Genomic DNA, 25219 nt, shown 5'->3' on the forward strand with positions numbered 1-25219 from the left:
TAGACCATTACTTAGCCCACACACGTAAGGACAACGACATGAGCGACCGGGTACTCGACCGGGTAGTGGCGATGGCCGACCAATTGCGCGACCAGGCCGCCGAGGCCGAACAGATTGGCCGGCTCACCGACGACACCGTCAAGCTGATGAAGGGCGCCGGTCTGATCCGGCTGCTGCAGACCAAGCAATATCAGGGCTTCGAGGTCCACCCCCGCGAGTTCGCCGAGACGACGATGGCCACCGCGGCACTGGATCCGGCCGCCGGCTGGATCGTCGGCGTGGTGGGTGTGCACCCCTATCAGCTGGCGTACGCGGATCCCAAGGTCGCGGCCGAGATCTGGGCCAACGACGTCGACACCTGGATGGCATCGCCGTACGCGCCGCAGGGGGTGGCCAAACCCGTCGACGGCGGCTTCATCTTCAACGGCCGCTGGCAGTTCAGCTCGGGCACCGACCATTGCGACTGGATCATCCTGGGCGCGATGCGCGGCGACGAAAAAGGCGTTCCCCTGATGCCGCCGCAGATGCTGCACATGATCCTGCCGCGTGAGGACTACGAGATCGTCGAGGACTCGTGGAATGTGGTGGGGCTGCGCGGAACCGGCTCCAAGGACGTGATCGTGAAGGACGCGTTCGTGCCGAGCTACCGGACGATGGACGCCACCAAGGTGATGGACGGCACCGCCCAGCGCGAGGCCGGCATGACCGAGCCGCTGTATCTGATGCCGTGGTCGACGATGTTCCCGCTGGGCATCTCCGCGGCCACGATCGGCATCGCCGAGGGCGCGCTCGCCGCACACCTGGACTATCAACGCGAGCGCGTCGGCGCCACCGGGACCGCGATCAAGGACGACCCATACGTCATGCACGCGATCGGCGAGGCCGCCGCCGACATCAACGCTGCCCGCCAGGAACTGCTGGCCAACGCCGACCGGATCTACGACATGGTCGCGGCGGGCAAGGAGGTGTCGTTCGCCGACCGCGCGGCCGGACGCCGGACACAGGTGCGCGCGGTGTGGCGCGCGGTGGCGGCCGTCGATGAGATCTTCGCCCGCTCGGGCGGCAATGCGGCGCGGATGGACAAGCCACTGCAGCGGTACTGGCGAGACGTGCACGTCGGCCAGATGCACGCCATCCATGTCCCCGGCACCACTTACCACGCGGCGGCACTGAGCTCTCTCGGCGTCGAACCGCCCGAGGGTCCGCTGCGGGCCTTGATCTGACCGGGAGATGCCGACGTGACCGACCTGAAAAGTCTCGGCTATATTACGATTTGGTCCAATGACATCGAACGATGGCGCCGATTCGCGTTCGGCGTCCTGGGCTTCGCCGAGGGGCAAGGCCCCGACGATTCCGCGTTGTATCTGCGGATGGACGAGCGCGCGGCGCGGTTGATCGTGGTGCCGGGTGAGACCGATCGGGTGCTCACCATCGGCTGGGAAGTCCGCGACCACCCCGCGCTGCAGCGGGTCAAGACCACGCTCGACGGGGCCGGGGTGCCGTTCAAACAGCTGTCGGTCGAGGAGGCCGAGGCGCGCCGGGTCGAAGAGGTGATCACCTTCGACGACCCGGCCGGCACCACCCTCGAGGTGTTCCACGGTGCGGTGCTCGATCACAGCCCGGTCGTCACCCCGTTCGGCGCACGATTCGTCACCGGTGATCAGGGCATGGGCCATGTGGTGGTGCCCGCGATGGATCCCAATGCGGTGTTCGACTTCTACACCGAGGTGCTGGGTTTCCGCTCGCGCGGTGCGTTCCGGGTGCCGTTGCCGAAAGAGTTCGGCCCGGTGCGGGTTCGCTTCCTCGGGATCAACGAACGCCACCACAGCATGGCGATCGTGCCGGCCGCGCACATGCGCGACCCACGCCTGGTGCACATCATGGTCGAGGTCGACACCCTCGACGCGGTAGGCCAGGCGCTGGACCGGGTCACCGCCGAGGGCTTCCAGTTGTCATCGACGCTGGGCCGACACACCAACGACAAGATGATCTCCTTCTACGTCCGGGCGCCCGGTGATTGGGATATCGAGTTCGGCACCGAAGGCATGCGGGTCGACGAAAACCATTACACGGCAGAGGAAATCACCGCCGACAGCTACTGGGGTCATCAGTGGGTCGGCGAGATGCCCGCGGCGATGCGGCTATGACACCTGACATGGACGTCACGCCGATTGCGGCGTCGTCGATCACCGCATGGGATCACGAGGCCGACGTCGTCATCGCCGGCTACGGCGTCGCGGGCGCCGCGGCGGCGGTCGAAGCGGCCCGGTCCGGCGCTGACGTCCTGGTCCTGGAGCGCACCGGCTCCTGGGGTGGCGCGGCGGCGATGGCCGGCGGGTTCATCTACCTCGGCGGCGGCACACCCCTGCAAAAGTCCTGTGGCTTCGAGGATTCCGTTGACAACATGGCGGCGTTCCTCAACGTGGCCATGGGGCCCGGCGCCGACGAGAACCGGATCGCCGATTACTGCGCGGGCAGCGTCGCGCATTTCGAGTGGCTGGTCGGGTGCGGCGTGCCGTTCAAGGCGGAGTTCTTCTCCGAGCCCGGCTGGGAGCCGATGGGCGATCAGGGCCTGATGTACAGCGGCGGCGAAAACTCGTACCCGTTCAACACGATCGCGACCCCGGCCCCGCGTGGTCACGTCCCGCAGATGCAGAACAAGAAGCAGGGCGAAGCCAGCGCCGGCTACATGCTGATGAAGCCGCTCGTCGAAACCGCGACCGCGGCAGGCGCTCGCGCGCTCTACGACGTGCGGGTGCGGTGTCTGATCGTCGAGTCCGACGGCAGGGTGGTCGGCATCCGGGCCCGCCAGTACGGCACCGAGATGACGATCCGGGCGCGCACCGGGGTCGTGCTCGCGACGGGAAGCTTCGCCTACAACGACGCGATGGTGGCGCGTTACGCGCCGCGGATCGCCGGACGCCCGGCCGCGTCGATCGAGCAGCACGATGGGCAGGCGATTCGGATGGCGCAGGCGCTGGGCGCCGATCTCGCCCACATGGACGCGACCGAGGTCGCGATCTTCATCGATCCCCAGCAGCTGGTGCGCGGCATCCTGGTCAATGCCCGCGGCCAGCGGTATGTCGCCGAGGACACCTACCCGGGACGCGTCGGACAACTCACGCTCTACCACCAGGACAACACCGCCTACCTGATCATCGACAGCGACGCGAACGACGAGGCGATGGCGTCATGGTCGCCGAAATTCATGCTGCGCGAGGCGACCTGGGTGGCCGACAACGTCGCGGACTTGGAGCGCGACATCGGCCTGGCACCCGGTTCGCTGCAGTCGACCGTCGCCGCCTACAACGAGGGCGCCGCGCGCGGTGAGGATCCGCTGCTGCACAAGAAGCCGCAATGGATCAAGCCGATCGGCACCCCGGTCGGCGCGATCGACCTGCGCGAGAACACCGGCGGCTTCACCCTGGGCGGGCTGGCCACCACCCTGGACGCCGCGGTGCTGCACGTCAGCGGCGAACCCATCCCGGGGCTGTTCGCCGCGGGCCGTTCGACCGCCGGGCTGGCCGCCTGGGGGTATGCCAGCGGGGTCTCGCTCGGCGACGGCAGCTTCTACGGCCGCCGCGCCGGACGCTCGGCCGCCAAGGGCTTACCTTCGCGGTTTTCGTGTCACGTGTGACAGCGACCACACCCCTGTGGTAAGATCTATTCCTAATAGGAATATGGCAGCCAGATACACACAGTCCATGGAGGACCGATGTCAGGGACCGCGCGCACCGTTGCGACCGCAGAACCCAGCACTCCCACGGCCGTCATCGACCGCATTTCGCTGGTCCTCGACGCGTTCGACGGGCCGGGCCGGCTGACGCTGGCACAGATCGTGCGGCGCACCGGCCTGCCCCGCTCCTCGGCGCACCGGATGCTCGAACGCCTGGTGCAGCTGCGCTGGCTGCGCCGCAGCGGTCGCGACTACGAACTCGGGATGCGCCTGGTCGAACTCGGGTCGCTGGCCGTTCATCAGGACCGCCTGGTCCGTGCGGCCGGTCCGCTGCTGGGTGAACTGCATCGCGCCACCGGGCTGGTCGCACACCTGGCGGTGCTGGACGGGCCGGATGTGGTCTATCTCGACAAGGTCGGCGACCGCATGGCCGACGCGATCCCGACCCGTGTCGGCAGCCGGCAGCCCGCGCATTGCACCGCCGTCGGCAAGGCGATCCTCGCCTACCGCGACGACGACGTCCAAGTCGATCTGCAGGCGCGCAAGACCAAGTACTCGGTTGCCACCAGCTCGCAGCTGGAGGCGGAACTAGCCAAGGTGCGTGCCCACGGCGTCGCGTTCGAACGCGAGGAGTCGTTGCTCGGATTCGGTTGTGTCGCAGCGCCCGTCGGCGGACCGGGAGAAGCTGTTGCCGCGGTGTCGGTCTGCGGCCCGATGCACCGGATGATGTTCGATCAGCGACTGACCGCACCGGTGCGCATGACGGCGATGGGCATCTGGCGCAACGCGGAGGACGGCCCGCTTGGGCACCAACGGGTGGCACCGACCCTCCAGCCGCTGCGTCCGATCCGGCCGGTACGTCCCGCGTTGCAATACGCGTGAATCCGTTCGCCGGCGGCGTCGCGGTCATCACCGGAGCCGGCTCCGGCATCGGCGCGGGCCTGGCTCGTCACGCGATCACACTCGGAATGACGGTGGTGCTCGCCGACATCGACGCCCATTCCGCGGCCGCGGTGCGCGAGGAGCTCTGCGCCGCGAGCGGATCGGCGATCGACGTGGTGTGCGACGTGCGCGACCCGGAGGCGGTCCCAGCTCGCCGAGCGCACCTACCGCGATATTGGCCCGGTGCGGCTGCTCGTCAACAACGCGGGGGTCGAGCAGTTCGGCTATCTGTGGGACACTCCCGTCGCCAACTGGCAGCGGGTCATCGACGTCAACGTCAGCGGCGTGTTCCACGGCGTGCGCGCTTTTCTGCCGATGATGATGGCCACCGATGCGCCCGCCTGGGTGTGGAATCTGTCTTCGGTCGGCGGCGTGGTGGCAATTCCATTGCAGGCACCCTACATTGCGAGCAAACACGCGGTGCTGGCATTGACCGAGTGTCTGTATCTCGACGTGCAGTCCGCCGGCCACGGGCATCACATTCACGTGCAGGCGGTGTTGCCCGGGGCGGTGAAATCCAACATCTTCGAATCGGCCGGGGGTGTCGACGCCAGCGGTGACGCCGTGGTGGCCGAGGCGCACCGCACGGCGATGCTGCACGTCAAGGCAGCGGCCATAGACGCGCGGGCGGCCGCCGCGACGATCTTCGAACAGGCCGCCGAGGGTCGCTTCTATTTGCTCACCGAACCGGAGTATGTCGGGACGGCCATGGCGCAGCGAGCGAATGTGCTTGCCGCACAGCTACCTCCGTCTCACCAGCGGCGATGAGGTCGACGGCCCGTTCGGCGATCCCGAGCACTGCAGCATTCGTCGGCGCCGATGCCACCGACGGCATCACCGACGCGTCGACAACCCGCAGACCGTCGACCCCGCGCACGCGGAGTTCCGGATCCACCACCGCGAGGTCGTCGGTGCCGATTCGGCACGTATCGACCAGATGGAAAAACGAATCCGTGCTACGCCGCAGGAACGCGCGGCAATCCTCGTCGCTCTGCACGTGTGCGCCGGGAAAAAGTTCCGTACCCCGCCAGGGTGACAACGCGGCACCCTGTGCGATTTCGCGTGCCAGCCGCAACGCCACGACCATCCGATCGATATCGGTCCGCTCGGTGAGATAGCCGGGATCGATCAACGGCGGGTCCCCCGCGTCCGGACCGCCCAAGCGCACCGATCCCCGGCTCATCGGGCGCACCACCGAAAACGTCACGGAGAAACCGGGACTCGCGCCCCGCCAGCGCGGCTCGATGGCCGCTTCGGCGAACAGCATCAGCACGTCGGGGTCCTCGTGCTTGTGACTGCGGGTCAGCAGCTGCAGCCGGCGAAACGGGGATTCCTCGACACTCCGCTTGGCGTCGTAGGACACCCACGCGATGGGATGGTCCTGAAGATTCTCCCCGACGCCGGGAAGATCAACCACCACCGGCACATCGTGTTCGCGAAGCTGGGCGGCAGGCCCGATACCCGAGCGCATCAGCGTGTTCGGCGATACAATCGCGCCCGCACACAAGATGACTTCGCGTTCGACGTAGATATCTTGAAGCTGGCTATCTTTCGAGTACCGGGCACCGAGGCAGCGCGGCCCGTCCAGGATCAGTTGGCGCACGTGGGCCTCGGTCACGACGGTCAGATTGGGATGCGAGCGCACCGGCCCCAGGTAGGCATCGGCCGCGCTCTGCCGCTTGTCGCCGACGACGTTTTGTTCCAGCCACGAAACCCCCTCGGCCTCGGTGCCGTTCGCGTCGGGTGTTTCCGGGTAGCCGGCTTCGAGTACCGCTTGATACGCCGCCCGCGCAAGGGAATTCGCCGCGGACAGCTCTCCCGCCCGCATCGGACCGGCCATCCCCCGGACCTCGGGATCGCGTCCGTCCGCGTGCTCACTGCGTTTGAGATACGGCAGCATCGTCCGGTAATTCCAGCCGGTGGCCCCTTGCGTTTCCCACGCGTCGTAACTCGAGGAATGTCCGCGAAGGTGGACGAGTCCGTTGATGCTGCTGGATCCGCCCAAGACCTTCCCGCGCGGGCAGCCGATCACCGCGCCGTCCAGTCCGGCCTGAGGCGTGGTGCTCAGCGCCCAATCCACCGGGGATCGCCACAGACTCATCGCGTCCAGCGGGATCCCGCTGTACATCGCTTCCGGCCCGGTGTCGGGTCCGGCTTCCAGTAGCGCAACCCGCAGCCCGGTGCGCTCGAGCAGGCGGGCTGCCACCACGCATCCCGCCGATCCGCCACCGATGACGAGGTAGTCGACTTTGTTGTCAGCCATTGAGCCGACACTAGGCGCGTGCAGCCGAGTTCACTGGCCGCGTCACGCGCCACTCTGGACGAATCGCGCAGTCGGGGTGCGATTTACGTGTGTCGGCGACTCGTCGACGATGGCCAGCTCCCCGCGGCGCACCGCTTCGACGATCGACTCACGCAGCGCTGAACACGCCAGGAACACCCCACGGCCGGCGTGCGCCGACACCTTCCGGGCTTCGGCCCGCTCGGCACACCGATCGGTTGCCTCCGCATTCCACTGCACACTGGTCTGATTCCAGGTGCTCTTGCGGACCAGCACCTGCGCGCCGCAGCTGCCGCACGCCACGGGCAGCATCGGCATCTCGTCGAGCCGATTATCCGTCCGCACCGGCGAATCGAGCGCCATCACAGCGAGCCTTGCGCCGCCATGTTCGCTTCGGCCTCTTTCATCCACGCCTCGTACGGCCGCGTCGTGTCGAGTTCGAACTCGAAGCGGTCCACCATGTCCGGCTGCACGTCGGCGACGTCGACGTAGAACTGCTCATACCAGCGACGCAGCTGATACACCGGGCCGTCCTCCTCAACCAGGAGCGGGTTGTCGATGCGTGCCTTGTGCCGCCAGATCTCGACGTCCTGCTCGAAACCGAGCTTGACGTAGTCGCCGAGCTGGATCGCGGTTTGCATGGCGTCGTCGCCGGGCAGTGCCTCGGACTTCTTGACGATGATGCCATATTGCAGCACAAAGGAATTGGAGTCGATCGGATAATGGCAGTTGATCAGAATCGATTGCGCGTCACCGTATTCGTAGTGGTAGGTCAGGTCGTCGATCATGAAGGACGGCCCGTAGTAGGACGCTACCGAGGTGTTGCCCAGCATCCGTGAGCCTTCGGTGCCACCCATGTCGGGACGGCCCTCGCCGTTCATGTACTGCGTCGCGACGTGTCCTTCGAAGATGTTCTTGAAGTAGGTCGGCAACGCGCCGTGGATGTAGTAGAAGTACGCCATATCCACGACGTTCTCGATGATTTCGCGACAGTTGCTGGTTCCGACGACCGTGGTGTACCAGTGCCAGTCGGTCCATTCGTCGCTGGTGGCCCCCTCGATGCGCGGGATCGTCACCTCCGGCGGCGGCGGTTTGCGCTCGGGGTCGTTCCAGACGAACAACATGCCGTCCTGCTCCAGCGTCGTCCAGGTCGCCGTGCGGGCCAGTTTGGGTGCGCGCCGGGCGTAGGGCACCTGCTTGCAGCGCCCGTCGCCGCCCCAGCGCCAGTCGTGGAACGGGCAGGCGATCTCGTCGCCCTTCACCTCGCCCTGGGACAGGTCGCCGCCCATATGCCGGCAGTAGCTGTCGAGAACGTTGAGGTTGCCGTTCCCGCTGCGGAAGACGACGAGCTTCTGACCGAATGCCTTGATCGCGTGCGGCTTGCCGTCACCGAAATCTCTGATCAACCCCAGGCAATGCCAGCCGCGGGCAAACCGCGTCGGTGCGGCTTGGGCTTCGATGAGCCGAATTTCGTCGGTGTCCTGCATGGGGATGATTCAACTCCGCAAAACGCACCGGTGGGGCTGCCGTTCCACTCATCAGGACGACTATTCCGACGGCGCGGCGCCGGGACATACCGTACTCGGCGTGACAGCACTCAGCGCGACGATCCCCGCCGGGCTGCCCATCGCCGACACGACTGTCGACCTGCTGGTCGTGGGCTCGGGAACCGGGTTGGCCGCGGCGCTGGCCGCCCACGAACTGGGGCTGTCGGTGCTGGTCGTGGAGAAGGCGTCGCACGTGGGGGGCTCGACCGCCCGGTCTGGCGGCGCCCTGTGGCTGCCGGCCAGACCGGTGCTGGCCGAGGCCGCCGCAGGCGATACGCAGGAGCACGCCGCCACCTACCTGGACTCGGTGGTGGCGGGTTCGGCGCCGCGGCAGCGTTCGACGGGATTCTTGACACACGTGTCCGCGACGGTCGACATGCTGCGGCGGACCACTGCGCTGCGATTCTTCTGGGCGCGTGACTATTCCGATTACCACCCCGAGCAACCTGGTGGCAGCGCGGCGGGCCGCACCTGCGAGTGCCACCCGTTCGACACGTCGCTGCTCGGCGCGTACCGCACGCGGTTGGAGCCGGGGTTGATGGAGGCGAGCATCCCGGTGCCGACGACGGGTGCCGACTACCGCTGGATGAATCTGGTGGCGCGGGTGCCGCGCAAGGGAATTCCGACGTTCGCCAAGCGGATCGCGCAGGGGGTGGGCGGCCTGATGTTGGGTCGCCGTTACGCGGCGGGCGGTCAGGGCCTGGCGGCCGGCCTGTTCGCGGGTGTGTTGCACGCCGGCATCCCGGTGTGGACAGACACCCGCCTGCTGCGCCTCGACGTCGACGGTGATCGGGTACGCGGGGCGGTTGTCTTGCACGGCGGCCGCGAGGTGCTGATCACCGCGCGGCGCGGGGTCGTGCTGGCCACCGGCGGTTTCGACCACAGCATGGACATGCGGTGGAAATTCCAGTCCGAGTCGCTGGGCGCCAACCTGAGTCTGGGCGCGGCGGCCAACACCGGCGACGGAATTCGCGCCGGACAAGAACTCGGCGCCGGCATCGACCTGATGGATCAGGCGTGGTGGTTCCCCGCCGTCGCCCCGTTGCCCGGCCAGGCGCCGGCGGTGATGCTGGCCGAACGATCGTTGCCGGGCAGCCTGATCGTGAACCAGCACGGCCGCCGCTTCGCCAACGAGTCGTCGGACTACATGTCCTTCGGCCAGCGGCTGCTCGAGCTGCAGCGATCGGGCAACCCGGTCGAATCGATGTGGATCATCTTCGACCAGCAATACCGCAATAGCTATGTCTTTGGCGCCCAACTATTTCCGCGGATGCGAATCCCGCAGACCTGGTACGACGCCGGCATCGCGGTACGCGCCGACGACTTCGCCGGACTGGCCACGCGGATCGGCGTGCCGGTTGCGAATTTCACGGCGACGGTCACCGCTTTCAACCAAAACGCCGCTGCGGGTGCCGATCCCGACTTCGGCCGGGGACACAGCGCCTACGACCACTACTACGGCGACCCGACGATCTCGCCCAATCCCAACCTGCGCGTGCTGACCAAGGGGCCGTTCTACGCCGTCAAGATGGTGCTCAGCGACCTGGGCACCTGCGGCGGATTGAAAGCCGACCACCGGGCGCGGGTTTTGCGCGAGGACGGTGCGGTGATCAACGGGCTCTACGCAATCGGCAATACCGCCGCCAACGCGTTCGGCACGACGTATCCGGGCGCGGGCGCGACGATCGCGCAGGGACTCGTGTACGGCTACATCGCCGCGCTCGACGCGGCCGGGTACAACTAGTCGGCTTCGCGCTTGGCCTCGACCTGCTTTTCGACCTCGCGCCAGTAGCCCGGCGTGGTGCGCGCCCTCCCCGACGAACCCTTCGGCGCCGTCTGCAATATGCGGTCGGCCTCGTCGATGTCCTTCATCATCTCCAGGGCGAACTCGCGCTCGGCGGCGTAGTACTTGGCCGCCCAGCGCAACGCGAGCACCGAGTACGCCCACGCGGGTTCAGCTTCGGCCCCCTCGGCATCCTCGACCGCCTTGCGGTGCCGGGCCTCGGTGTAGGCCGCATACTCCTGCAACAGTTCCTTGAGCCGCGCCGGATTACTCAGATGTCCCAACGTCATCCGCATCAACACGCTGTGTTTGAGCACCGGCGGATCCACCGGCGAGTCAGTCGCCCACTCGGTGACCGCGGCCAACCCGGCATCGGTGATTTTGTAGAGGCGGCGGGTGCGGGTGCCCTCGTCACGCTCGACGCGAGACGTCGCCAGCCCCAGTCCCTCGAGCTTCTTCAACTCGGTGTAGATCTGGCTGAACGACGGACTCCAGTAGTAAAGGTCGACGCTCCAGTCGATCCACTTCTTCAGGTCGTAGCCGGAGACTTCCTCTTCGTAAGACAACATGCCGAGCAGCGCCCAGCTGGTCGCCGCCAGCCCGGCTTTACTCGGCTTTCCGCTGGTCTCCGCCACGTCGCCAGGTTAACAACACAGGTTGCGGGCGGGGCCGGCACTGACCGCTGGCCGGGATACCGCAACATGACCGCTTTTGGGTCGCCTTTCCTGAGCATCTCGTCGTTCGGCCGAGCATGTCGAATCGTCGGGGTCATCCGCGACCGGCCGGGGATGAGCGCAGAGCAGATCATCGACAGGTTGGACCGGTTCGCTGAGCAGGGCGTGACGGTGAGCGCCGTTCCCATTCCGGCGGTGCGCGGCGTCGACGAATATCTCGACTACGCGCAGCAGGTGATGGGGAGATCACGCCGACCGTCCATTAGCTGGAGCCGGCCAGCCATGGGAGGACGCGCCTCCCATGCGTTAGGACACGTGTCCTAGCGGTGGCGGTATCGCACGGACGCGATGGAGTTGTCCGCACGGTCAACGGGCACTTCGCACGTCCGGTGTCGTGTCGGTCAACTCCCCGGACGAAAGGTGCGGACAACCGTGGCCCGAAGATTCGCTGTTGCCGGTCGAACGCAAGGCCTCTATGCGCCGCACCCGGCCGGAAGCACACTACCGCGGCGGCTTTTGGGCCCCGACCATCCTTTGCTGGCCCCAATCCAGCTGGGCGCGTTGTACGCGCCGAACCGGATCCTGATGGCGCCCATGACCCGCACCCGCGCCGCCGACGATGGGGTGCCCACCCAGTTGATGGCCGATTACTACGCACAGCGGGCGAACTCGGGGTTGATCATCACCGAAGGCACGTTCCCCTCCCCACGGGGTCGCGCGTACCCGCGCCAGCCCGGTTTGCACACCGACGCCCAACAAGCCCGATGGGCACGGGTCGCCGAGGCGGTACACGCGGCCGGTGGCCGAATTATGCTGCGGCTCATGCACTCTGGCCGTATCTCACATCCGGACATCCTGGACGGTCAACTGCCCGTAGGCCCCTCGGAAATCAGGCCGTCCGGCACCGCCCACACCGACGCCTGCAAGAAGGCTTTCGTCGTTCCGCACGAACTCTCCGATCGCCAAATCGGCTGCGTTATTTCCGATTTCGTCGCTGCGGCGTGTCGGGCGCGCGCCGCCGGCGCGGACGGCGTCGAGATCGACGCAGCGAACGGATACCTGTTGAGTCAATTCCTGACGTACGACGCGAACTATCGGCGCGACGCCTACGGCGGCTCCGCCCAGGATCGTGCGCGGCTTCCAACCGAGGTCATCAATGCGGTCGCGAACGCGATCGGTCCCGACCGGCTGGGGCTGCGCATCTCTCCGGGCAATCCGGAGAACGACATTCACGAACCGGACCTCGAGGCGCACCTGATCCTCGCCAAGAACGCCCGCGAACTTGGGTTGGCCTATCTGCACGCACGGGTACCACCGGAACGGCCGATCTACTCGTGGTTGCGGCGCCGCTGGCCCGACCGCCTTTTGCTCAACCGCAGGTTCCAGACCACGACGACCCGGGAGCGCGCCGTCGACGTCGTTACGAGCGGCACGGCGGACGCCGTGACGATCGACCATGCATACCTGGCGAATCCGGATCTGGTGCGGCGATGGACTTACGGCGCGCAACTCAACGAGCCCAGGATGGAATTCCTCTACACCGGTGGCGCGTTGGGGTACACCGATTACCCGCCCATGTGACGAGTAACCAAGGTCACACTCGCTCGGCGCGGTGCCCCCACCGTCCGGATGGTGTTCGGCCTCGAAGAAGAAATAAAGACGGAAGGACACACCATGACAAGCGGATCACTGCACGACACGCGCTTGGCCGACATGAGCGACGACCGAGACGACCGGCAGGCCCAGCGGGTCGCCGAATTGTTCGACAATGATCCGCAATTCCGCGCGGCGGCTCCTCTTCCCGAGGTGATCGAGGGGGCCTGCGCACCCGGCCTGCGGCTCACCGAGGTCTTCGAGAAGATCGTCGAGGGCTACGCCGATCGTCCCGCCCTCGGCGAGCGGGTTCGCGAATTGGTCACCGACGCCGATGGCCGCACCGCGGTGAAACTCCAGCCGCGGTTCCATACCATCAGCTACCGCGAAGTGTGGGACCGGGTGCGCGCAATCGCGAGCGCCTGGGCCAACGACCCCGAAAATCCGTTGGTGGCAGGCGATGTCGTGGCGACGGTCGGGTTCTCCAGCGCCGACTATCTAGTCATCGACATGGTCTGCGCCTATCTGGGATTGGTGACCGTACCCCTGCAGCACAACGCACCGGTGGCAAGGCTGCGACCGATCATCGAGGAATGCGAACCGAAGATCGTCGCGGTCAGCGCCGAATATCTCGATCTGGCAGCCGAATCCGTGCTGACCAGCTCCTCGTTGCGGCAACTTATGGTGTTCGACTACCAACCCGACGTCGACGAGCAACGAGAGAACTTCGAACAGACCCGCGTCCGATTGCAGGGCTTGGGTGCTGCGGTGGGGATCACCACGGTGGACGACGTCGTCGAACGCGGGCGCCGGCTGCCCACCGTTGCACCCTTTGTCGAGGGCGGCGACGAGCGCCTGGCAATGATCATGTACACCTCCGGCAGCACCGGAACGCCCAAGGGCGCCATGTACACCGAACGCACGATCACCACGCTGTGGACATCGATGCTCTTCCTTACGCCTGGCCTGCCGGTGATCAACGTGAATTTCATGCCGCTCAATCACCTTGGCGGCCGGTTGCCGCTGGCGTCGGCTTTCCTCGCTGGAGGTACCAGCTATTTCGTCCCGGAATCCGATCTGTCCACCCTGTTCGAGGACTGGGCGCTGGTGCGGCCCACCGAAGTCGGGGTGGTGCCGCGGGTGGTCGAGATGCTGTATCAGCACTTCCGCGGACTCGTCGACCGCGGGATCGCCGAGGGGGCAGATCCCGCAACTGCGGAACAGGATGCGGCGACCGAGGTGCGCGAGCACGTACTGGGCGGCCGGGTTTTCGGCGGCTTCGTCGGCAGCGCGCCGTTGGCGACAGAAATGAAGGTATTCCTGGATTCGATGCTGGACGCACACATCACCGACGGCTACGGGCTGACCGAGACCGGAATGCTGACCCGAGATGGGATGATCAGCCGCAAACGGGTCATCGACTACAAGCTGATCGACGTCCCCGAGCTCGGCTACTTCCTCACCGACCGGCCTTATCCCCGTGGGGAATTGCTCGTCAAGACCGACACGATGACACCGGGTTACTACAAGCGCCCGGAAATCACCGCACAGGTCTTCGACGAGGACGGCTTCTACCGGACCGGCGACGTGATGGCCGAGATCGAACCCGACCATCTCGTCTACGTCGACCGCCGCAACAACGTTCTCAAGCTCGCTCAGGGCGGGTTCGTCGCGGTGACGAACCTGGAATCGATCTACGCCGGGGCGCCACTGGTGCGACAGATCTTCGTGTACGGCAACAGCGAACGGCCCAGCCTGCTGGCCGTCATCGTGCCCACCCCCGAAGCCCTCGCCGAATACGGCAACAGCCCCGCGCTCAAAACGGCCATCCACCAATCGCTTCGGCAGACCGCATCGGCCGCACGGTTGCAGTCTTATGAGCTGCCCGTCGACTTCATCCTGGAAACCAAACCATTCACCGACGAGAACGGTCTGCTCTCCGGATTGGGCAAGCAGCTACGCCCCCGGCTCAAGGAGCGCTACGGCGAACGACTCGAGCAGCTGTACACCGAGATCGCGGCCGCCCAGGTCGACGAGATCAGGGTGTTGCGTGAGTCCGCGGCCGACCGGCCGGTGGTGGAGACACTCGCCGGTGCCTGCCGCACGCTGCTCGGCACATCGGGCGCCGACGCCGAGGATCACTTCACCGATCTCGGCGGGGATTCGTTGTCCGCGTTGAGCTTCTCCCGGCTGCTGGAAGAGATCTTCCGCGTGGAGGTCCCGGTCGCGGTGATCACCAGCCCGGCCAACAACATCGCGAAGATCGCCGACTACATCGACAGCCAGCGCGGTGCCGGTGTCCAGCGTCCGACGTTCAGCACCGTTCACGGGCAAGGCGCAACCACCATTGCTGCCGGCGAGCTGACGTTGGACAAGTTCATCGACGTCCAAACATTTTCCACTGCACCGTCTTTGCCGCATGCCACCGGAGCACCGCACACCGTGCTGCTGACCGGTGCGAACGGATGGTTAGGACGATTCCTCGCCCTAGAGTGGCTGGAACGGCTCGCCGAGCGCGGCGGCAAACTGGTTACGATCGTGCGTGGCCGCGACGCCGACGAGGCCAGGGCGCGGCTGGAAAATGCCTTCGACAGTGGCGATCCCGAGCTGCTGAGCAGGTTCCGCGATCTCGCCGCCGTCCACCTCGAGGTGCTGCCGGGCGATATCGGCGACCAGGATCTAGGCCTGGACCCGGCGACCTGGCAGCGGCTGGCCGACACCGTGGACCTGATCGTGCACCCGGCCGCGCTGGTCAACCATGTGCTCCCCTACGACCAGCTGTTCGGGCCCAATGTCGTTGGAACCGCGGAGATTATCCGGCTAGCGATCACAACCCATATCAAGCCCGTCACCTATTTGTCCACCATCGCGGTGGCGATGACGGTGCCGACGGGCCAGTTCCAGGAGGACGAGGACATCCGGCGGGTCAGTCCCACCCGTCCGCTCAACGACGAGTACGCCAGCGGATACGCAAACAGCAAGTGGGCCGGCGAGGTACTGCTCAGGGAAGCCCACGAGCTGTGCGGTCTTCCGGTCGCGGTCTTCCGGTCGGACATGATCCTCGCGCACACCCGATACCGCGGCCAGCTCAACGTGCCCGACATGTTCACCCGGCTGATATTCAGCCTGCTGGTGACGGGCATTGCCCCGCATTCGTTTTACGAACGCGACGGGGTCGGCAGCCGGGCGCGGGCACACTACGACGGTCTGCCGGTGGACTTCATCACCGAGGCGATCACCACGATCGGTGCCCGCGTCACCGAGGGCTACCGTTCATTCGACGTGATGAATCCGTACGACGACGGTGTCTCGCTGGATGTGTTCGTGGACTGGCTGATCCGGGCCGGCAACAAGATCCAGCGCATCGCCGACTACGACGAGTGGCTGGCCCGATTCCAAACCGCGCTGACGGGCTTGCCTGAGCGGCAACGTCAGCAGTCAGTGCTGCCGCTGCTGCACGCATTCCGCAAGCCCGAGAAGGCAATTCGTGGTGCGGCCGCACCGGCGGAGGCGTTCCAGGCCGCGGTGGGCGCCCACAAAATCGGACCCGCCGAGGACATACCGCATATCTCGGCGGAATTGATCGACAAGTACGCCGACGACTTGCGACAGTTGTCCTTGCTCGGCTGAGGCTTCTTCAGAAAGGGTTGCGCTGTGGAGATCACCACATTCACTTTCGTCGGCGACGGCGCGGGAGGATCGATCGTCGACGGGTACGTCGAACGGATTGCACGACTGGCCGCGGAGGGCTTCACGCGAATGTGGTCGGCGCAATTGCCCTGGGAGCCCGACGTGATGAGCATGCTGGCCATCGCGTTACGCGAGGTACCCGAGATCGAGCTGGGCACCGCGGTGCTGCCCATCCAGGTCGCTCATCCGATGCTGACCGCGCAACGGGCGTTGACCCTCAACTCGATCTCCGGTGGCCGGTTCAAGCTGGGCCTCGGGGTCAACCATTCGACCTTCACCGAGGAATTGTGGGGAATTCCGTGGGACAAACCGGTACGACGAATGAAGGAGTACCTGGACGGCCTGTTACCGCTGCTCGACGGCAAGGAAGCTGATGCGGTGGGGGAAACAGTCACGACCCGCGGCACGCTGCAAATTCCCGGGGTGCCCGCCCCCGAGGTCTACCTCGCCGCGCTGGGCCCGCAAATGCTGCGTCTCGCGGGTCGGCGCAGTGGGGAACGATCACCTGGATGACCGGGCCCAAGACACTGGCCGACCACATCGGCCCTACCCTGCGCGACGCCGCGGCCGCGGCTGGCCGCCCCGAGGGCGCGGTCAAGGTGATCGCGGCCCTGCCCATCCGGGTCACCGAGGACGTAGACGGTGCCAGGAAGCTGGCCGCCGAGGAGTACTCGATCTACGGCACATTGCCGTCCTATCGTGCGATGCTGGACCGGGAGGGCTTCGCCGGCCCCGAGGAGATCGCCCTGATCGGCGACGAAGCCACCGTCACCGACCGTATCGACGAGCTCCGCGCCGCCGGTGTCGACGAGTTCATCGGCTCTCCGTTCGGCGACGACGAGGAGACCATCGCGCGTTCGCGGGGACTGCTGCGCAAGATCGCCGGCCCCGCCGACTAGCGGGTCACCGGATCCGCAGGCCGCGCTTGCGCACCCAGAGCACGGCCGCGATGGTTCCCGCGGCCCACACCGTCAGCGCGATGCCAAGGTGAACAAAGCTTTTCGTGTCGCGGCCGAACACCGGCCAGATCAGCGCGGGGAGCTGCGTCCAGAGCACCTGATGCTCGACGCCGTTCATCGGGTCGGCGAAGTAGTACAGCGCATACGGGAGCGTCAGCGCGACGATCCAGCCGCGGGTGCGGCTAAGGTCGCCCCGTTGGCGCCATCGCCGCGTCAGCGGCGCGACGCCGACCGGATGCAGTACCGAGAAGAAGTTGCCCACCCCGAGCCAGCTCACGATGGGCACCGCCACCATAGGGATCGTGATGGCCAGGCGCTCCGGCGTTTCCAGCCATAGCGTCAGCACCACCGCGGTCACCAACGTCGGCAGCCCGACGATCACGAGCAGGGCCACGTTCTTGATTAGCAGGACCCGCCAGAACGGGACGCCTTCGGACACGGCCTGGGTGACGCGGTAGTGATCCGCGCCGAGCAGGTTCGTGGTGGTGACATCGGCCAGGATCCACGACGAGAAGTAGGTGCCCACCAGGACTACCCAGTCCTGGTGTTGTCCAAGGGTCAGCGGCTGCACCGCCAACCACCCCACGGCGAAAGCCAGGTTGGCCACCACGCCCATCAGCCAGGTGCGGGGCGCGGTGAATGCCCAGCGGATTTCTCCCGCGACGGCCGGCCACAGACTGCGGTGCAAATCCTTTGCCGCCCGTTTGGCCGCGGTGGGCCGGGGTGCCGACGCCCGCACCACGCGTCGCAAGACGGCTCGCACCCGTGGGTGCGTCGTCTCTTGCAACTCCACCATGTCAACCCCCACGAGAGCGACCGACCGTGCGATCACTCACTGTGCCAGTGCTTTTCGCATCGTTGAACCGGCTTGACCCTCAGGCGCTGCCCCCGATGACCCGTCGGTGCAGTTCCTCGGTGAGCACATGGATCTGGCGGGTGAGCTCGGTGTTGGTCTTGAGCTCCAGCTCCTGAGTCTGAAAATCGTGGTCGGCCCTGGCCTGCTGGAAGGCCGCCTGGACGGTTCTGGCCGATCATCACGAACGTCGACAGGAAAATCGCCTCGAGGGACACGACCAGGGTCAGCGTCGGCCATGGACTGGGTTCGACAAACAGCATCCACACGCCAAACAGGGCCGCGTGCAGCCAGACGAAATTCATCGATCCGGCAAATGCTGTGATCCGATCCGCCAGCCGCAGCTGAAAGTTGTCGCTGCGCCGCTTGGCTTCCTCTAGCACCGCGGGGTGATGGATCTGTCCACTGCGCAGCAGCCGGCGCGGAATCAATTGCGGGTTGTGTCGATGGCCGTCGGCTTGGATCGCCATGAGCCGTTCCTTTCTGCCACGGTGATACGGGCGCTAATGCTAGTGGCCGACCGGGCGTGCAACAGCGGCCACCGCCACCGCGCGCATGGTGGTGGCGATCCGACAGCAGGAGATGGGGCCGATCGGCTCAACGAAGCACCAATTCGCATGGCGCGCCGGGGTTCCCCGCGACCGGCAACGTCACCCCGGCCGGCTCGTTAGAACGTGTTACAGTTTGTCGATTCCGGCCGGTGATCGCAGTGGCCGGGCGTTCAGGCGAGGAGGCCCGGATGGATTCCAGCTCCGGTGGCCGCGCGCATCCGACGTCATGCAAAAGCCGGTCAGCAGAAATGAATTCGGCATAATGGCACCGCGCAAACGCGTCGTGGTGGCGGGGCTGGGCGACGTCGGACTATTGACCGCGATCCGGCTGGCCAAGCACGCCGAGGTCGTCGGAATCTCGGCCAAGTCCGCGTTGGTGAGCGGCCAGGAGCTCGGGGTACGGATCTCCCGCCCCGGCGATTGGGCACGCGACTACTGGATTCCATTCGACCGATTCCGCGGCCTGGATCGGGTCCGCACCGTGCAGGCCACGCTGACGGGAGTGGACCTGGCTTCCCGAACCGTATTCGGCCGCGGCGGCGACGGTGCGACGATCGCCGAGGAGTTCGATGCGCTGGTGATCTCCACCGGTGTGACGAACGGCTTCTGGCGCCAACCGACCATGCAATCGGCCGACGAGATCGGCGCCGGCCTGCACGCCGCGCACAACCGGCTGGCCGCCGCCGACTCGGTGATCGTCGTCGGTGGCGGCGCGGCGGCGGTCAGCAGTGCGGTGAACATGGCAACAACGTGGCCGGACAAGCGGATTGACCTGTACTTCCCCGGTGACGCGGCACTGGCCGGGTATCACCCCCGGACCTGGAAGCGGATTCAGGGCAAGCTCGCCGAACTGGGTGTGGGCGTTCATCCCGGGCACCGCGCGGTGATCTCGAACGGCTCCGCCGGCCAGGAGATCACCAGCGAACCCGTCAGCTGGAGCACCGGGCAGCCGCCATCCAGCGCACACGCCGTGCTCTGGGCGGTCGGGCGGGTACAACCCAACACCGACTGGTTGCCGCCCGAGCTGCTCGACGAACACGGCTTCGTTCGGGTGTCGCCGGAGTTGGAGGTACCCGGCCATCGTGGGATCTTCGCGGTCGGAGACGTGGCCGCGAGTGATCCGCTGCGCAGTTCGGCGCGCAACCGTGGGGATTCCCTGGTCGCCCACAACATCCGCGCCGAATTCGCCGGTCGACGGTTACGGACCTATCGAACGCCGGGCCGACGATGGGGTTCATTGGTTGGGATCCAGGCCGACGGGCTAGAGGTTTTCCTGCCGACCGGACACGCGTTCCGGCTGCCCGCCTGGTCGGTGCAGCGGGTGGTGATGCCGGGGCTGGTCCGCTGGGGCATGTACCGCGGAGTGCGGGAAAACATTCCCTTTCGGTAGCCTTGGTGCGTGCGATCACTCCTCAATCGCCTGTGCGCGTGAATGTTTCGTCGAAATCCATACTGACCGCGCAGGCCCCGCTCTGCTCCCAGTGACCGTGTCCGGCGAGCACCGGTATCGGATTCTGGGCAGGCTGTGGGAGTGGATACTGCCCAGTCGCGTGCAGGTGCGCCGGGCCGCCGTTGGGGCACTTGCCGTCCGAGCTCTCGTCCCAGGTCCAGCTACCGCCGCCGTATACCAGCGGCACGTCCCCCATCTTCGCGTGGAAATAGCTCATGCAGCGGTCGCCGTTGCGCAGACAGTCGGTGGCTAAAGCGCTGTCCCCCAACAACTGTGGCTGACCGTTCGCAAACGTTCGCCTGAGTTGGTAGTGACCGCGAAGTCCCTCGGCCGGTGATATCACCCTGGCTGGCAGTGCGGCCGGGTCCGGGAGACTGCGGAGGTCGACGTCTCCGGTACGGGTGAATGCCACCGTTCGCGTCTCCTGGCAGTTGTTCCTAGCGCTCCTGGTGTGCACGCCGGTCAGAGTGCCGTCGGGCCGTGGTTGCAGCGTGAACACCTCCCAGATTTCGGCGGCAACGCCGCGGCACAGGTTCGCGGAGAGCGCCACCGCGACCCAGCGACCATCGATGCCGTCGAAAACCATGCTCGTAGCGAACGGAGCGTCACCGCTCAATCGCGCGGCCGTGGCCAGGCAACCGGCGCCGCCGCACAGCGAGTGCAGGCCATAGGTGCCCGTCGTCGGCACCCTACCCATGGCGGGATTTCCGTCGAGATCGGTAGCCGGACCGAAGTCAGCCCGATAAGTGCCGGTGAAGTCGGCGAGCGGAGCCGGGCCAGCAGGTGCTGCGGCCGCCGAAGTCGGGAATGTGGTACCGCTACCCGGCTGTGCGGTAACGCTTTTGGTGGACCCAGCCCGCTGGTGCGCGTGGGTGAACTTGGTGAGCACAAAGACGCCGGCAACGATCAGCGCTGCGATACCAATCAGCGCGGCAATGACGACGCCGGGACGCCGCGTCAGCCCTTTGCGGGTCACAGCGATCGCGGGCTGGGTGTCCTCGTGATAGCCGGGAACCGGCGCGACGCCCGCAATCGCGAAACCCGGGTCTTGCCGCAGCCCCAGTTGCCGTGCGAATTCCCCGCAACTGCCATAGCGCGCCGAGGGCTTTTTTGCCATCGCGGTGGCGAAAACCGGGTCCAGAGCGGCTAATTCCGGTCGGCACGCGCCCAGCGACGGCGGCGGAGTGTTGACGTGGTGAGTGATCACCACGGCCGGGTTGGCGTGGACGTACGGCGGCTGGCCAGTCAGCAGCTGAAATGCGGTGCAGGCCAACGAATACTGGTCGGCGCGGCCGTCGATCGGCTCACCCTTCAACTGCTCGGGCGAGACGTAGGCGACCGTACCTACCGTCGTGTTATCCGCGGTCAGCCTCGACGAGTCGTTGATGTGCCGGGCGATCCCGAAATCGGCCAGGAACGCGCGTTGCGCCTGGCCGTCGGGATGAGTCAACAGGATGTTGGCCGGCTTGACGTCACGATGTAGCAACCCGCGATGATGCGCGTAGTCCAGCGCCGAGGCGACGGCGGCAACGATAGGCACCACTTCGGCGAGCGGCATCCCGCTCGGGTAGTTCTCGCGCAACAGGTGGGACGCATCGGTGCCGGCCACATAGTCCATCGAGATCCAGAATCGGCCGTCGTCTTCACCACGATCGTGGATACCGACGATGTGCGGGTGGGACAGTCCGGCCGCCAAATCCGCCTCGCGCAGGAACCGCCGCCGATACTCGGAGTCGCCGGTCAATTCCTCGGGCAGCACCTTCAGCGCCTCCTCGCGGGGCAGCCGCGGATGCGCGGCCAGATACACCGTGCCCATCCCGCCGGCACCTAGCACTCGCCGGATCGTGTATCCGGCGAACACCTGGCCGACCTCAAGCGACATGGCCAAATCGTAGATCCTGTCGGTGGCTGGCGACCCGGTCTGCGATCCCCGGCTCGGTGGCCCGGTTGTGTGCCACGATGATTGCGTGCGCGCGTTCGACTGCCCGGTATGCCACGGGTTCGTGACGTTCGAATCGCACCGCTGCCCGAATTGCCAGGCCGCGTTGGGATTTCACGCACCGTCGATGGCGATGGTTGCGACCACGGCCGGTACCGCAGTCGTCGACGGTCGTCGCTGGATCGGATGCACCAAAACCACCGACCTGGGCTGCAATTGGCTGGTGCCCGAGGAGCAGCCGGATCATGCCAGCCGGGGTCGTTGCCTGCCCGATTCCCTGATCCGACGGGAGCCGGCGGCCGACGACACGATCGCGCGCGAGAAGCTGGTGTCCACCGCGGTGGATCTGCGCCGACTCGCCTTTCAGCTGTTGGACCTCGGACTTCCGGTGGAACCGTTCTGGCGAGCCGACGGCGGGCTGGCCTTCGACCTGCTGTCCAGCTACAGCGCCGGAGAGAAAGTCGTGAGCGGCCACGAGAGGACTTCGCGGAATGCTTTGCGCACTATCTGCACATCACCGACACGATCAATACCGTGCGCGAGGCTGGGTTGATCCTGGTCGCCGATCGGGCCAGTGTCGCCGTTCCCCGCGACATCGTTCCGCTGGCGTCCTACGCCGACGTCCCGATCGAGCAACTGCTCTATGACTGGAACTGGCTGGCACTGTTTTTCAACCGCATCAACACCGCGATGGGCAAGCCCCCGCTCTACCCCTTCGAAATCCCTCCCCCGGTGATCCACAAATTGGGCTTCGTGCACAAGGTGATTCGTCGGGCGTCTCTCAACGCGAACGCGGGACGCTAAATCCCGCCTGGTGGCTATTGGGGTCGGGGTGATTCCAAACGGCGCCGAATGGGAATAGAGAGCGGGTGGGCGAGCCGGGGGTGAGTGCGTTCGAGAAGTTGGTGGCCTTGCTCAACTACCCAATGTTCGTCGTGACCACGCAGGCAGGCGGCAGTTCGGCCGGCTGTCTGGTGGGTTTCGCCTGTCAGGCCAGCATCCGGCCGCCTCGTTTCCTGGTCGGCTTGTCCCCGCAGAATCACACCTTCCGCGTGGCCGCCGACGCCACCCATCTAGCCGTACATGTGTTCGATATCGAACACATCGACGTCGTCGAACTGTTCGGCAGCCAAATCGGAGACGTGACCAACAAATTCGACCGATGCCGGTGGCATCGCGGTCCGGCAGATCTCCCCATCCTCGATGACGCGGCCGCCTGGTTCGTGGGCAAGATCCTCGATCGCTTCTCGCTCGGCGATCACGTCGGGCACCTGCTGGAACCGCTGGGTGGTGACCCGCCAACCGAAGAGGAGGAATGGGTGTCCTTTGACGATGTCCGCTCGCTGGATCCGGGCCACGAGGCATGACGGCACCCGACCATCACCGCAAGCAGGCGGACACCGTGCAGGATTCCCCCCGAATGGGCACCGTCAGCGATATCGCCGAACTCGCGGCGCTGTATGCCGAGCCCCCCGACGGGGTGCGCGTCAACATGATCTTCAGCGCCGACGGCGCCGCCGTGTTCGGCGGTCGGGCGGGGCCGTTGTCGGGTGAAGCCGACCAGCAGCTGCTGAAGATCCTGCGGGGGTTCGCCGACGTGGTGCTCGTCGGCGCTGCCACCGCGCGTGCCGAGAACTACGGCCCCGTGCAGCTCAGCGACGCCCAACGAGCCCAACGGCAGCGCGACGGCAGGAGCAAGCCGCCCCCGATCGCCGTCATCAGCCGGTCCGGCGTGCTGCCGCACCGGCTGGTCAGCGACCCGGGCCAGCCGCCGCTGTTGGTGACCTGCGCGGACTCCGCCGCACGGCACAACCGAAATAGCGATCAACGATGCGGCGTCTTGGTGGCCGGCGAGGACACCGTGGATGTCGCACGGGCGGTCGCGCTGCTACGCGCGCACGGGCTGTCCCGAATCCTCTGTGAGGGCGGACCGAGCCTGCTCGACGAACTCGTGGACGCCGACGTCATTGCGGAGGTCTGCGTCACGCTGGCCCCCAAGCTCGCCGCGAGCCAGCCGGCGGGTCACCGACACCGGCCGTCGCGACTTCCGCTGCCGGCCGCGTTGCGACTCCAGCACGCACTGGCCCGCGACGACTATCTGTTCTTGAAGTATCGCCGCTGATCACGGCCTGCTTCCGCGGTCGCCGAGACCGTCAACCCTGCGAGTATCCCCGGCGCACGGTGCGGTCCAGAATGCCGAGCGTGGCCCGCAGCGCGCCCTCGGAGATCACCGGGAAAATCGCGGCTTCGCGCCACTTCGGGTCGATCTTCGACCAGTCGTAGAACGAGGTGACCACGGTGCTTGCGGCGTCGTCGGTCGGCTCGAGCTGAAAGCCGTAGATGTGGCCGATCTGGGGTCGGAGCTGGCCGAGAACCGTCCACGAGATCAGGCGATCTCGGTCGAACTCCGTGATCTCGACGGTGACGTCGTACTTGCCGAGTTGCGGGTAGTCGTTGAGGGCCTCGCGGTCCATGTGCACGACGAAACTCTCGCCCGCCGCTGCGACGGGATTGCCGTCGGCGTCTTGCAGCATTCCCGTCGAGTCGATCGCAACATGGCCCTGCGGGTCGCACAGCAGCCGGAAGATATCGGACGCGGGTGCCGCGATGGTGCGCTGAATCTCGATGCGTTCGGTCATGCGTCCTCCCAGTCAACGTTGATGGGTCGCGGGTAACTTTACGACGCTTAGCGCCGGTCGATGCCCGAAACCGGATGCCCCGCAACGGTTGCTCGGCCGGTCCCGAAGCGACCGCGCTGTTCTGCTCAGATGGCGCCGGGCACGGGGCTGTGTCACGGTTGATTGATGTGGCGGTGCATCCCTGTGCGACATCGCCTTGCGCCGATCGCCACCCGCTTTCGCGCGCTCGCAGAGGAGGACCATCGGCCAAGTGAGCAATTCAGACGACGATGACGGCTACCGCAAAATCGCGGTGAACGGATTGCGGCCCAACGAACTTCGCTGGGCGCTCAACCACGATTCGGTTCATGGCATTGCGTACGCGTTCAAAAACCCCGTCGCGGTCGCCGACTCCAGCGACGATCCCGACGACGATCGACTGACCTACCTGGTGCGGATCAGGCGCGACGACTTAGCCACGGCGTTGGGAAACATCAACGTATGGATCGTCAAAAATCCCGGTAAAGCCGGGATGGACGCGTACGGGTTCCTCCGGGCGCTGTCGAGAGAGGGCCTGTCCGAACGCCGGACCGGCGACGAGGAGCGCCGCTGATCGCCGCACTGTTCGACGGCCGTGTTCGACCGCGTTAAGCGGCTCTTGCG

At 66.3% G+C, this 25219-nt stretch carries 19 protein-coding genes and 4 pseudogenes; 15 read left to right on the top strand and 8 right to left on the bottom strand.

The window, feature by feature from the left end; genetic code table 11:
* Nucleotides 1-38 precede the first annotated feature (38 nt).
* The 5 genes and pseudogenes from G6N54_RS04385 (at nucleotide 39) to G6N54_RS04405 (ending at nucleotide 5386) form a co-directional block, all read left to right on the top strand.
* Nucleotides 39-1223, top strand: a complete 1185-nt coding sequence (locus G6N54_RS04385; protein WP_163788720.1) for an acyl-CoA dehydrogenase family protein — start codon at nucleotides 39-41, stop codon at nucleotides 1221-1223.
* 15 nt (nucleotides 1224-1238) lie between these two features.
* Nucleotides 1239-2147 carry a biphenyl-2,3-diol 1,2-dioxygenase gene (gene bphC / locus G6N54_RS04390; RefSeq protein WP_163788721.1) on the top strand — a complete coding sequence of 303 codons (909 nt, stop codon included), beginning with the start codon at nucleotides 1239-1241 and terminating at the stop codon, nucleotides 2145-2147.
* Nucleotides 2144-3637, top strand: a complete 1494-nt coding sequence (locus G6N54_RS04395; protein WP_163788722.1) for an FAD-dependent oxidoreductase — start codon at nucleotides 2144-2146, stop codon at nucleotides 3635-3637. Before bphC ends, G6N54_RS04395 begins: the two co-directional genes overlap by 4 nt.
* Nucleotides 3638-3715: 78 nt before the next feature.
* Nucleotides 3716-4558, top strand: a complete 843-nt coding sequence (locus tag G6N54_RS04400) for an IclR family transcriptional regulator (protein WP_163788723.1) — start codon at nucleotides 3716-3718, stop codon at nucleotides 4556-4558.
* Nucleotides 4549-5386: pseudogene (locus G6N54_RS04405) on the top strand (SDR family NAD(P)-dependent oxidoreductase). Before G6N54_RS04400 ends, G6N54_RS04405 begins: the two are co-directional and overlap by 10 nt.
* Here G6N54_RS04405 and G6N54_RS04410 read toward each other — a convergent pair.
* Genes G6N54_RS04410 through G6N54_RS04420 form a run of 3 tightly spaced genes read right to left on the bottom strand, consistent with a single transcriptional unit; the run spans nucleotide 5298 to nucleotide 8386 of the window.
* Nucleotides 5298-6881, bottom strand: a complete 1584-nt coding sequence (locus tag G6N54_RS04410; protein ID WP_163788724.1) for a GMC family oxidoreductase — start codon at nucleotides 6879-6881, stop codon at nucleotides 5298-5300. The pseudogene G6N54_RS04405 and the gene G6N54_RS04410 overlap by 89 nt on opposite strands.
* Before the next feature lie 42 nt (nucleotides 6882-6923).
* On the bottom strand, nucleotides 6924-7262 hold the full coding sequence (locus tag G6N54_RS04415) for a ferredoxin (RefSeq protein ID WP_163788725.1): 339 nt from the start codon (nucleotides 7260-7262) through the stop codon (nucleotides 6924-6926).
* Nucleotides 7262-8386: a Rieske 2Fe-2S domain-containing protein gene (locus G6N54_RS04420; RefSeq protein WP_163788726.1), complete on the bottom strand. Its 1125-nt coding sequence runs from the start codon at nucleotides 8384-8386 to the stop codon at nucleotides 7262-7264. The genes G6N54_RS04415 and G6N54_RS04420 overlap by 1 nt, the downstream gene beginning before the upstream one ends.
* Before the next feature lie 100 nt (nucleotides 8387-8486).
* On the opposite strand from G6N54_RS04420, the gene G6N54_RS04425 reads away from it, so the two are divergent.
* Nucleotides 8487-10190 carry a 3-ketosteroid-delta-1-dehydrogenase gene (locus tag G6N54_RS04425; protein ID WP_179969165.1) on the top strand — a complete coding sequence of 568 codons (1704 nt, stop codon included), beginning with the start codon at nucleotides 8487-8489 and terminating at the stop codon, nucleotides 10188-10190.
* Here the strand turns inward: G6N54_RS04425 and G6N54_RS04430 are convergent.
* The gene (locus tag G6N54_RS04430; RefSeq protein WP_163794511.1) at nucleotides 10187-10798 is read right to left on the bottom strand and encodes a PadR family transcriptional regulator; all 612 of its coding nucleotides are present in this window, start codon (nucleotides 10796-10798) and stop codon (nucleotides 10187-10189) included. The two genes, G6N54_RS04425 and G6N54_RS04430, sit on opposite strands and share 4 nt — an antisense overlap.
* A gap of 201 nt (nucleotides 10799-10999) precedes the next feature.
* Here G6N54_RS04430 and G6N54_RS30200 point away from each other — a divergent pair.
* From G6N54_RS30200 to G6N54_RS04450, 4 genes and pseudogenes are all read left to right on the top strand, one after another.
* Nucleotides 11000-11227 (top strand): annotated as a pseudogene (locus G6N54_RS30200) (hypothetical protein); the annotation flags it as partial.
* Nucleotides 11228-11437: 210 nt separating this feature from the next.
* On the top strand, nucleotides 11438-12484 hold the full coding sequence (locus G6N54_RS04440; protein WP_197939572.1) for an oxidoreductase: 1047 nt from the start codon (nucleotides 11438-11440) through the stop codon (nucleotides 12482-12484).
* Nucleotides 12485-12616: 132 nt separating this feature from the next.
* Nucleotides 12617-16126 carry a carboxylic acid reductase gene (car, locus tag G6N54_RS04445; RefSeq protein WP_232073730.1) on the top strand — a complete coding sequence of 1170 codons (3510 nt, stop codon included), beginning with the start codon at nucleotides 12617-12619 and terminating at the stop codon, nucleotides 16124-16126.
* Nucleotides 16127-16255: 129 nt separating this feature from the next.
* A pseudogene (locus G6N54_RS04450) lies at nucleotides 16256-17085 on the top strand (TIGR03564 family F420-dependent LLM class oxidoreductase).
* Nucleotides 17086-17089: 4 nt separating this feature from the next.
* On the opposite strand, the gene G6N54_RS04455 reads toward G6N54_RS04450, so the two are convergent.
* Nucleotides 17090-17941 carry a hypothetical protein gene (locus tag G6N54_RS04455; protein ID WP_179969166.1) on the bottom strand — a complete coding sequence of 284 codons (852 nt, stop codon included), beginning with the start codon at nucleotides 17939-17941 and terminating at the stop codon, nucleotides 17090-17092.
* A 32-nt stretch (nucleotides 17942-17973) separates the two neighbouring features.
* The gene (locus tag G6N54_RS04460; protein ID WP_232073349.1) at nucleotides 17974-18468 is read right to left on the bottom strand and encodes a DUF1003 domain-containing protein; all 495 of its coding nucleotides are present in this window, start codon (nucleotides 18466-18468) and stop codon (nucleotides 17974-17976) included.
* A gap of 343 nt (nucleotides 18469-18811) precedes the next feature.
* Here G6N54_RS04460 and G6N54_RS04465 point away from each other — a divergent pair, with 343 nt between their 5' ends.
* Nucleotides 18812-19939, top strand: coding sequence for an FAD-dependent oxidoreductase (locus tag G6N54_RS04465; protein WP_163788729.1), 1128 nt, complete (start codon nucleotides 18812-18814; stop codon nucleotides 19937-19939).
* A gap of 22 nt (nucleotides 19940-19961) precedes the next feature.
* Here the strand turns inward: G6N54_RS04465 and G6N54_RS30995 are convergent, their stop codons facing one another.
* Entirely contained in the window at nucleotides 19962-21881 is a 1920-nt protein-coding gene (locus G6N54_RS30995) for a serine/threonine-protein kinase (RefSeq protein ID WP_163788730.1), read from the bottom strand.
* An 85-nt stretch (nucleotides 21882-21966) separates the two neighbouring features.
* Between G6N54_RS30995 and G6N54_RS04475 the strand changes: the two are divergent.
* From G6N54_RS04475 to G6N54_RS04485, 3 genes and pseudogenes are all read left to right on the top strand, one after another.
* Nucleotides 21967-22742, top strand: a pseudogene (locus G6N54_RS04475) (putative zinc-binding metallopeptidase).
* 122 nt (nucleotides 22743-22864) lie between these two features.
* Entirely contained in the window at nucleotides 22865-23305 is a 441-nt protein-coding gene (locus tag G6N54_RS04480; protein ID WP_163794513.1) for a flavin reductase family protein, read from the top strand.
* 35 nt (nucleotides 23306-23340) lie between these two features.
* Complete coding sequence (locus G6N54_RS04485) at nucleotides 23341-24060, top strand: pyrimidine reductase family protein (protein WP_163794514.1); 720 nt, start codon at nucleotides 23341-23343, stop codon at nucleotides 24058-24060.
* A gap of 31 nt (nucleotides 24061-24091) precedes the next feature.
* Here the strand turns inward: G6N54_RS04485 and G6N54_RS04490 are convergent, their stop codons facing one another.
* Entirely contained in the window at nucleotides 24092-24577 is a 486-nt protein-coding gene (locus tag G6N54_RS04490) for an SRPBCC family protein (protein ID WP_163788731.1), read from the bottom strand.
* A 250-nt stretch (nucleotides 24578-24827) separates the two neighbouring features.
* Between G6N54_RS04490 and G6N54_RS04495 the strand changes: the two genes are divergently transcribed.
* Nucleotides 24828-25169 carry a hypothetical protein gene (locus G6N54_RS04495; protein ID WP_163788732.1) on the top strand — a complete coding sequence of 114 codons (342 nt, stop codon included), beginning with the start codon at nucleotides 24828-24830 and terminating at the stop codon, nucleotides 25167-25169.
* The last annotated feature ends 50 nt before the right edge of the window (nucleotides 25170-25219 follow it).

It is taken from the genome of Mycobacterium stomatepiae (genome assembly GCF_010731715.1).
GTDB lineage: Bacteria > Actinomycetota > Actinomycetes > Mycobacteriales > Mycobacteriaceae > Mycobacterium > Mycobacterium stomatepiae.